This is a genomic window from Micromonospora sp. 4G55 (genome assembly GCF_016803375.1).
In genome coordinates, this window is sequence record NZ_JAEVHN010000212.1 from 1 (window position 1) to 9,412 (window position 9,412).

At 72.6% G+C, this 9,412-nt stretch carries 6 protein-coding genes and 4 pseudogenes; 6 read left to right on the forward strand and 4 right to left on the reverse strand.

Annotated features, from left to right (window positions below):
• The first annotated feature begins 276 nt into the window (after window positions 1–276).
• Both JNW89_RS18220 and dtd read left to right on the forward strand, forming a co-directional pair.
• The gene (locus JNW89_RS18220) at window positions 277–1,761 is read left to right on the forward strand and encodes a methyltransferase (RefSeq protein WP_238449834.1); all 1,485 of its coding nucleotides are present in this window, start codon (window positions 277–279) and stop codon (window positions 1,759–1,761) included.
• Window positions 1,762–1,810: 49 nt separating this feature from the next.
• A pseudogene (gene dtd, locus JNW89_RS18225) lies at window positions 1,811–2,262 on the forward strand (D-aminoacyl-tRNA deacylase).
• 92 nt (window positions 2,263–2,354) lie between these two features.
• On the opposite strand, the gene JNW89_RS18230 reads toward dtd, so the two are convergent.
• Entirely contained in the window at window positions 2,355–3,143 is a 789-nt protein-coding gene (locus JNW89_RS18230; RefSeq protein WP_238449838.1) for a sporulation protein, read from the reverse strand.
• Between the two features lie 331 nt (window positions 3,144–3,474).
• On the opposite strand from JNW89_RS18230, the pseudogene JNW89_RS18235 reads away from it, so the two are divergent.
• Window positions 3,475–4,380, forward strand: a pseudogene (locus JNW89_RS18235) (RNA polymerase sigma factor); the annotation flags it as partial.
• A 247-nt stretch (window positions 4,381–4,627) separates the two neighbouring features.
• Window positions 4,628–4,861 carry a hypothetical protein gene (locus JNW89_RS18240; protein WP_088964796.1) on the forward strand — a complete coding sequence of 78 codons (234 nt, stop codon included), beginning with the start codon at window positions 4,628–4,630 and terminating at the stop codon, window positions 4,859–4,861.
• Between the two features lie 190 nt (window positions 4,862–5,051).
• On the opposite strand, the pseudogene JNW89_RS18245 reads toward JNW89_RS18240, so the two are convergent.
• From JNW89_RS18245 to JNW89_RS18255, 3 genes and pseudogenes are all read right to left on the reverse strand, one after another.
• Window positions 5,052–6,783, reverse strand: a pseudogene (locus JNW89_RS18245) (DEAD/DEAH box helicase).
• 261 nt (window positions 6,784–7,044) lie between these two features.
• A pseudogene (locus JNW89_RS18250) lies at window positions 7,045–7,687 on the reverse strand (trimeric intracellular cation channel family protein); the annotation flags it as partial.
• Between the two features lie 42 nt (window positions 7,688–7,729).
• Window positions 7,730–7,948, reverse strand: coding sequence for a DUF3039 domain-containing protein (locus JNW89_RS18255; RefSeq protein WP_088963331.1), 219 nt, complete (start codon window positions 7,946–7,948; stop codon window positions 7,730–7,732).
• An 89-nt stretch (window positions 7,949–8,037) separates the two neighbouring features.
• On the opposite strand from JNW89_RS18255, the gene JNW89_RS18260 reads away from it, so the two are divergent.
• Together JNW89_RS18260 and JNW89_RS18265 are read left to right on the forward strand one after the other, a co-directional pair.
• Window positions 8,038–8,973: a pseudouridine-5'-phosphate glycosidase gene (locus JNW89_RS18260; RefSeq protein ID WP_238449836.1), complete on the forward strand. Its 936-nt coding sequence runs from the start codon at window positions 8,038–8,040 to the stop codon at window positions 8,971–8,973.
• A partial coding sequence (locus tag JNW89_RS18265) for a carbohydrate kinase family protein (protein WP_238449837.1) occupies window positions 8,970–9,412 on the forward strand: 443 nt, incomplete at its 3' end. The genes JNW89_RS18260 and JNW89_RS18265, both read left to right, overlap by 4 nt.

A 9,412-nucleotide genomic window follows, 5' to 3' on the forward strand; every position in this document is an offset into this window, starting at 1 on the left:
TGGACGCGGCGACGGAGAGCGCCGCCGCGGCGGCCGTGACGGCGACGGCGCGGATCGCGCGGCGCCGGGGGACGGGCAGAGCGGACATCGTCTGACTCCCAACCGGTACGCCCCGAGCAGGCTGGTGGCGGCCGGGACGCCCATCGACGGATGTTGGGGCAGATGCTAGCCATACATCGATGACCATAAAAGAGATAGCGACCAATCCATACAGCTCGCAGTATGGATGTCGCGGGTGCCGGCCGATCGACCGCCGTCGGGGGGCAGGATGGCCACGTGGAACGACACGACATGCTGCTCTCCCCCGCCGGCGTCGAGGCGCTGCGCACCGCGCTGACCCGGGCGGACTTCACCTCGAACGGGATCGCCGGCCGACTCGGCGCGCAGGCCACCGGCGGGGTGGCCCGCAACGACTTCCGCGCCGCCCTGCGCGCCACCGAGGACCGCGACCCGCTCGCCACGCTGATCCGGGTCTTCATCTGCGACCAGACCGAGCCCGAGGCGGCGGTCGCCGCCGCGCTCGCCCCGCTGGACCTCGCCGAGGCGCTCGCCGGCGGGCTGGTCGAACGGCACGGCGACGGACTGCGCGCCGGCGTCGACCTGGAACCGTACGGGGACGACTGGTGGGTCCTCGCCGACGTACCGGCCAGCGCCCGCCCCGGCCGGCCGCTGCACAGCGAACACGTGCTCGGCATCGGCGGCGCGACCCAGACGCTGATCGGCGCCACCGTCCGCCGGCCGGTGCGGACCGCGCTGGACCTGGGCACCGGCTCCGGCGTCCAGGCGCTGCACCTGGCCACCCACGCTGACCGGGTCACCGCCACCGACCTCTCCGAGCGGGCGCTGCGCTTCGCCGCCACCACCGCCGCGCTCAACGGCCAGGACTGGGAGCTGCTCCGCGGCGACCTGGTCGCCCCGGTCGCCGGCCGCCGCTTCGACCTGGTGGTGAGCAATCCGCCGTTCGTGGTCGGTCCGGGCACCACCACCCACGTCTACCGCGACTCCGGGCGGGTCGGCGACGCGATCGGCGCCGAGCTGGCCGCCGCGGCGCCGAGCCTGCTCACCGAGGGCGGCACCATGCAGTACCTGGCGAACTGGGTGCACGTGGCCGGCGAGGAGTGGCACGAGCGGGTGGCCGGCTGGTTCGCGGGTACCGGCCTGGACGCCTGGGTGATCCAGCGCGAGGTGGCCGACCCGATGGCGTACGTCAACCTCTGGCTCACCGACGTCGGCGAGGCGACCGACCCGCAGCGGATGGCGGCCTGGCTGGACTGGTTCGACGCGCACAAGGTGGAGGCGATCGGCTTCGGCATCGTCTCGCTGCGCCGGTCCGGGCACGCCGAACCGGTCGTCCGGATCGAGGACCTGCGCCAGCGGGTGGAACCCCCGATGGGCGACCGGATCGCCACCTGGTTCGACCGCCAGGACTTCCTCCGGGTACGCGACACCGACGCGCTGCTCGCCGAGCGCTACCGGGCCGCCGAGGGGCTCCAGCTGCGGCAGGAGGCGACCATGGGCGACGAGGGGTGGGCGGTGGACCGGCAGGTCCTCACGATGCCGCACGGGCTGCGCTGGAGCGAGGAGGTCGACCCGCTGGTGCTGGCGCTGGTCGGCGGCTGCGACGGCCGGCTGGCGCTGCGCGACCAGCTCGCCCTGCTGGCCGCCGCGCACGACGTCACCCCGCAGGAGCTGGCCGAGGCGGCCGGCCCGATCGTGGCGCACCTGATCGAACGCGGCATCATCGAGCCGGTGACGGCGTGACGCGGGTCGCGCCGGCGGCGCCGGAGGGCGGCCGAAGGGGGGTCCGCTGATGCGGGCGGTGGTGCAGACGGTCGGCCGGGCGAGCGTCACGGTCGACGCGCGGTGGTCGGCCAGATCGACGACGGGCTGCTGGTGCTGCTCGGCGTCACGCACGCCGACACGCCGCAGGTGGCGCAGACGATGGCCCGCAAGATCCACGAGCTGCGCATCCTCGACGACGATCGCAGTGCCGCCGACACCGGCGCCCCGATCCTGGTGGTCAGCCAGTTCACCCTCTACGGCGACGCCCGCAAGGGTCGGCGTCCGAGCTGGACCGCCGCCGCCCCCGCGGAGGTCGCCGAACCCCTGGTGACGGCGGTGGTGGAGGCGCTCCGCGACCGCGGCGCCAAGGTCGAGACGGGCCGCTTCCGCGCCCACATGCTGGTGGAGAGCGTCAACGTCGGCCCCCGCACCCTCCTCCTCGACTCTGACCCCCGCCCCTCCCGCCCCGGCCCCGCCTAGTTGATCAAGAAGTTTGCGTCAGCCGAGCCCACTTTCCTGACGCAAACTTCTTGATCACCGGCGCTGGGCGTGCGCGGCCCGGGGGTGGGCGGTCAGAAGAAGAGGCCGCGGCGTTGGATGGACTGGCGGAGCCAGCCGTCGAGCTGGGCGGCCCAGTCGGTGCGGTCCAGGGTGGCGTGGTCGACGGTGAAGCGGCCGAAGGCGTCGCGCCCCTCGGTGAGGATGCCGCCCCGCTTGTCGATCTCCAGCACCACCTGGGTCTGCTGCGGGTCGCTGATGAAGGTCAGCTCCAACTGGTTGATCGCGCGGGCGTACTGCGGCGCCGGGTGGAACTCTATCTCCTGGTAGAACGGCAGGCTCTGCCGTACGCCGTAGATGTGCCCCCGCTCGACGTCGGCCCGGGCGAACCGGAAGCCCAGCCGCAGCAGCGCCTCCAGCAGCCGCTCCTGCGCCGGCAGCGGGTGCACCGCCACCGGGTCCAGGTCACCCTTGTCGACGGCCCGCGCCACCTCCAGCTCGGTACGCAGACCCATCGTCATCCCGTGCAGGTGGTGCCCGTACAGGTCGGTCAGCGGGGTCTCCCAGGGCACGTCGAAGCGGAACGGGACGTCGTACCGCTGGCCGGGCTCCAGCCGGAACGGGCCGGTGACCTGGCGACGGCCGAACTCCTGCGTGGTGTCGTACTCGGAGTCGGCGCTCTCCACCTCGACTCGGGTGACCAGGCCGAGGGCCACATAGGAGACGTCCACCTGGTGGTCCCCGCCGGCCACCTGGATCCGTCCCTCCAGTTGACCGCCCGGACGGCAGTTCGGGTTGGCCAGCACGGTTTCCACCGAGGGACCACCCACACCCATCGCCTGCATGAGCCGCTTGAAGACCACCACGTCCTCCGTCGCCTGTTCGCCGCCGGCCCCGGTGGCCGACCGCTGGCACGGTAACCGCCGCCGGCAAGCGGACCCGGCGACGACACCCGGCAACCGACCGGATTGCTGTCGGGTCCCCGATCGCCTCACTCCCGTTTCACGCCCCGGTTGGAAAGCTGTCTGTCACCGGCACCACTGGGGCCGGTACGCGGCACAGAAGCGGACACGGGGAGAGACTGAGATGGCCCTGCAGATGATCGAGAACCAGACGCGCCCGGCCGCCACCATCGACGCCGAGCACGGCACGGAGACCCTGACCGACCTGGACGCGACCGACGAGCGCGGCATCTCCACCGACCTCGTCCGGGCGTACCTCAACGGGATCGGGCGGACGAAGCTGCTGACCGCCGCGCAGGAGGTCGAGCTGGCGAAGCGGATCGAGGCGGGGCTGTTCGCCGAGGAGAAGCTCTCCGCCTGCACCCCGGTCTCCGCCGAGCTGAAGAGTGACCTGGAGCTCATCGTGGCGCAGGGCCGCGCCGCCAAGGACCACCTGCTGGAGGCGAACCTCCGGCTGGTGGTGAGCATCGCCAAGCGCTACACCGGGCGCGGGATGGCGTTTTTGGACCTGATCCAGGAGGGCAACCTCGGCCTGATCCGCGCGGTGGAGAAGTTCGACTACGCCAAGGGCTACAAGTTCTCCACGTACGCCACCTGGTGGATCCGGCAGGCGATCACCCGGGCGATGGCCGACCAGGCCCGCACCATCCGCATCCCGGTGCACATGGTCGAGGTGATCAACAAGCTCGGCCGGATCCAGCGCGAGCTGCTCCAGGACCTGGGCCGCGAGCCCACCCCGGAGGAGCTGGCCAAGGAGATGGACATCACACCGGAGAAGGTGCTGGAGATCCAGCAGTACGCCCGGGAGCCCATCTCGCTGGACCAGACCATCGGCGACGAGGGCGACAGCCAGCTCGGTGACTTCATCGAGGACTCCGAGGCCGTCGTCGCCGTCGACGCCGTCTCCTTCTCGCTGCTGCAGGACCAGCTCCAGCAGGTGCTGCAGACGCTCTCCGAACGTGAGGCGGGCGTGGTACGCCTGCGCTTCGGCCTGACCGACGGTCAGCCGCGCACCCTGGACGAGATCGGCCAGGTGTACGGGGTGACCCGGGAGCGGATCCGGCAGATCGAGTCCAAGACGATGTCCAAGCTGCGTCACCCGTCCCGTTCCCAGGTGCTCCGCGACTACCTGGACTGACCCCTTCACGTCAACCAGCCGTGTCGGTTTGACCACTAGCCGTAGAACACTCAAAGGTGATCGGACGGTTGCCCGTTTGTGATCGTTGACGTGGCACCCTTGGCACACGGCACACTGTCTCCCTGCCATGTGTGACCTCGGTCGCCCGCGGGCACACAGGGAAGGCAGGGCCCGACGAGGGTGTTGCACGATGGGTGAGCAACGACCGAAGAGAGTGTTCATCGGTGACGACCAGAGGAGGAAGGCGATGACCCCGACCCTCACGCCGCCGCCCGAGACGGTGGCGCCCCCAGCCGCCGATGAACGGTGCGACCGCTGCAATGCTGCCGGCAAGCTCCGGATCACTCTGGCGGGTGGGAGCGAGCTGGTGTTCTGTGGGCACCACGCGAACAAGTACGCGGAGGATCTCGTGAAGATCACCGTGAAGTACGCGACGGACCCGGAGTTCAGCTGGCGTGGCGCCGATCTGATGGCGAACTGAATCCGCAACCACATAACGACGACATAGCCGGCCGGGAGCCCCAAGGGGCTCCGGCGGCTTCGTCTGTGCTCTCCCCCGCGCCCAAGATCCGCGCACTTTCACGGCATGAGTGGCCTCGACGCGCCGAATAGCCACGCTTTCCGGGAAAGTGCGGGGATCTTCGCGCCCGCGCCGGGTGGGGCGGGTGGCGTCAGAGGGTTTGGACGGTGGCGATGCGCTCTTCGAGCTGCTCGATCGTCGCCTGGGCGCTGGGTGGGCCGCCGCAGAGGCGCGCAGCTCGGCGTGGATCTTGCCGTGCGGCTGGCCGGTGCGGTGGTGCCGGGCGGCCACCAGGGCGTTCAGCTGGCGGCGCAGGGCCACCCGACGCTGGGCGGCACTCATCGGTGCGGCGGGCGCCGCGGGGGCGTCAGCGGCCGGCTCAGCGGTCTGCGTGGCGCCCGCCGGCGCTGCGCGGCGAGCTGTTCGGCCTGCCGCTTGGTGAGCAGCATGGAGACCTGGTCGGCGGTCAGCAGGCCGGGCAGGCCGAGATATTCCTCCTCCTCGGGGGTGCCGGCCTGGGCGGCGGTGCCGAAGGAGGCGCCGTCGAAGATGACCTGGTCCAGCTCGGCGGTCGCGGAGAGCGCGGTGAAGCGCTTCTCCAGCTCACCGCTGGCCTGGTCGTCGCGCTGGGCGCGCTCCAGCAGGTCGTCGTCGAAGCCGTCGGACTCCTTGGGCTTGCCGAGCACGTGGTCCCGCTCGGCCTCCATCTCGCTGGCCAGCCCGAGCAGGTGCGGCACGCTCGGCACGAAGACCGAGGCGGTCTCCCCCGGCCGGCGGGCCCGCACGAAACGCCCGATCGCCTGGGCGAAGTAGAGCGGGGTGCTGGCGCTGGTGGCGTAGACGCCGACCGCCAGCCGGGGAATGTCGACGCCCTCGGACACCATCCGGACCGCGACCAGCCAGCGCTGCTCGGACGCCGCGAACGTCGCGATCCGCGCGGAGGCCCCCACGTCGTCGGAGAGCACCACCGCGGCCCGCTCGCCGGTCACCTGCTCGATCAGCTTCGCGTACGAGCGGGCGTTCTGCTGGTCGCTGGCGATGACGAGGCCACCCGCGTCCGGCATGCCGGCGTTGCGCAGCACGGTCAGCCGGGCGTCGGCGGCCCGGAGCACCTGGGGCATCCAGTCCCCGGCCGGGTCCAGGGCGGTACGCCAGGCCTGCGCCACCAGGTCCTGCGTCATCGGCTCGCCCAGCCGCGCCGCCAGTTCGTCGCCGGCGTTGGTGCGCCACCGGGTCTCCCCCGAGTACGCCAGGAAGAGCACCGGCCGGACCACGCCGTCGCGCAGCGCGTCGGAGTAGCCGTAGACCGAATCGGCGCGGGAGCGCAGCAGCCCGTCGCCGCCGCGCTCGTAGGTGACGAACGGGATGGGGTTGTCGTCGGAGCGGAACGGCGTACCGGTGAGCATCAGCCGGCGTACCGCGGGCTCGAAGGCGGCCTTGACCCCGTCGCCCCAGGACCGGGAGTCGCCGGCGTGGTGGATCTCGTCCAGGATGACCAGCGTGCGCCGGGTCATGGTGCGCCGCCGGTGCACCAGCGGAGCCATGCCGACCTGCGCGTAGGTCACGACCGCGCCGTGGAAGTCGGCGGCGGAGTGCACGTCGGCGTTGCGGAACGCGGCGTCGAGCTGGATGCCGACCCGGGCGGCGGCGGTCGACCACTGGGTCTTCAGGTGCTCGGTCGGGGCGACCACGGTGACCGCCTCGACGGTGCCGTCCACGAGCAGCTCCGCGGCGATCCGCAGGGCGAAGGTGGTCTTGCCGGCGCCGGGGGTGGCGACCGCGGTGAAGTCCTCGGTGCGGCGGCGCAGGTACTCCACCATCGCCTTGCGCTGCCAGGCACGCAGGGGCGGGAACGTCTCTAGCGCCGGCAACCGGGCTGCCACGCGAGGCTCCTCTCCGACCGCACCATGGCGGACCCCGGCCGAGGGCCACGGGTACCGCCGCCCATGAAAACGCCTCCGCGCAGAAGATGCCGCGAAGGCCGACTCAGCATAACCAGCGCACGCCGCTCGCCCCACTCGACGCCACGCTGGTCACATCCGCCACCCCCGCCCGCGCCCCGCCCGACCCGCTCTGCGGCGTGTCGCGCCGTCCCGCTCGGGCGACACCGCGACACGCCGCAAACCGTGAGTGGTCAGGTCTGGGGGGCCGCGGACGCCGGTCGTTCGGGGGTCGCAGGGTGGCCACCGGGGCGGACCAGCGCCGCCGCAGCGCCACCAGCCGCAGCGCGAAGACCAGCAGGGCGGCGGCGGTCAGCGGTGCGGTGCCGGCGCGTCCGGTGGCGTCGAGCAGGGCCACCGCGACCGCGCCGGCCAGCGCGGCCACCGCGTAGATCTCCCGGCGCAGCACCACCGGGATCTCGGCGGTGAGCAGGTCCCGGCCCAGCCCGCCGCCGATGGCGGTGAGCATGCCGATCACGCAGGCGCCGACCGGCGGCACGTGGGCGTCGAGCGCCTTGAGCGTGCCGGTGACGGTGAACAGCGCCAGGCCCGCCGCGTCCAGCACCAGCACGGTGGTGCGCAGCCGGGCCAGCTGCGGGTGCAGCCAGAAGACGGCGGCGGCGGTCGCCGCGGCGGTGGTGGCGTACCGCCAGTCGGCGAAGGCCAGCGGGGGCACCTCGTCGATGGCCAGGTCACGGAAGATCCCGCCGCCGAGGGCGGCCACGAAGCCGACGAAGACGACGCCGAAGAGGTCGAGCCGTTTGGCCACCGCCGCGGACGCCCCGGAGGCGGCGAAGACGGCCACCCCGGTCAGGTCGGCGAAGAGCAGGGCGGTGGAGGTGGTCACACCGCCGAAGAGTACGGGGGCGGCCGGACCGGCCGCCCGGGATCACTCCCCGTACGAGTCGTAGATCTCCTTGCACTTCGGGCAGACCGGCGAGCCCGGCTTGGCGGCCTTGGTCACCGGGAACGTCTCGCCGCAGAGCGCGACGACGAAGGTGCCCATGACGGCGCTCTCGGCGATCTTCTCCTTGCGGACGTAGTGGAACATCTCCGGACCGGTGTCCGCGTCCTTCAGCTCCGGCCGTTCGAGAATCTGTGTGCTCACTGTTGACACCTCCAACTTGCCAGTTTGGCAGGTCGGTGGGGGCCGGTCCACCGCAGCCCACCCCGACGGCGGCCCGTACGGTAACTGAGGTGACCAACTTTCACATGCGTCTCGGCGCCGAGGTCGCCGACGCCCTGCGTGACGGTCGACCGGTCGTCGCCCTGGAGAGCACCATCGTCTCGCACGGTCTGCCCCGACCGGACAACCTGCGAGTGGCCCGCCAGATCGAGCGGGCCGTACGGGAGGCCGGCGCGGTCCCGGCCACCATCGGAATGGTCGGCGGCGAGCTGGTGGTGGGGCTCGACGACGCCCAGCTCACCCGGCTCGCCACCGTCGACGGAGTGAGCAAACTCTCCGTACGCGATCTGGCGGTGGCCGCCGCCACCGGCGCGGACGGCGCCACCACGGTGGCCGCCACCAGCGCGGTCGCCGCGGCGGCCGGGATCGGCGTCTTCGCCACCGGCGGGCTCGGCGGCGTGCACCGGGAGGCGGCGCAGACCTTCGACGAGTCCGCGGACCTGGTCACCCTGGCCCGGACGCCGATCGCGGTGGTCTGCGCCGGGGTGAAGTCGATCCTCGACGTGGGCGCGACGCTGGAGCGGCTGGAGACCCTCGGCGTGGGCGTGGTCGGCTACCGCACCCGGCGGTTCCCCGGCTTCTACCTGACCGACGCCGGCTTCGACCTGGACTGGTCGGTGGACTCTCCGGAGCAGGTGGCAAACGTGCTGGCCGCCCGGGAGCAGCAGGGCGTGCACGGCGGCGGGCTGATCGTGGCCAACCCGCTCCCGACCGACGAGCAGCTCGACCCGGCGCTGCACGACCGGACCCTCGCCGAGGGCCTCGCCCGGCTGGGCCGCGATCAGGTGACCGGCAAGGCGGTGACCCCGTTCCTGCTGGCCCACTTCCACTCGGCCACCGAGGGCGCCAGCCTGGCGGTGAACGTGCGGATCATCCTGCGCAACGCCGACCTGGCCGCCCGGATCGCCGTCGCCGCGGCCGCCCTGCGCGCCGACGCGCCGGCATGACCGGCCCGTCCCGGGTGGTCGTGGTCGGTGACCTGATCACCGATGTGGTGGCGGTGCTGGCCGGGCCGCTGGCCACCGGCTCGGACACCCCGGCGACGATCCAGGTCAGCGGGGGCGGCCAGGCGGCCAACACCGCGGCCTGGATCGCGGCGCAGGGCGTGCCGGTGACGCTGGTGGGCGCGGTCGGCGACGACAGCGCCGGGCGGGACCGGGTGGCCGAGCTGGAGCGGGTCGGCGTGGAGTGTGCCGTCGAGGTGCATCCGGGCGGCGCCACCGGCACGGTGATCGTGCTGGCCACCGCCGGGGAACGCACGATGGTCACCGAACGCGGCGCGAACCTGCGGCTGACCGTCGAGCACGTCGAGCGGGCGCTGGCCGCGGCGCCGGACGCCGGGCACCTGCACCTGTCCGGGTACTGCCTGCTGGACGCCGCGTCGCG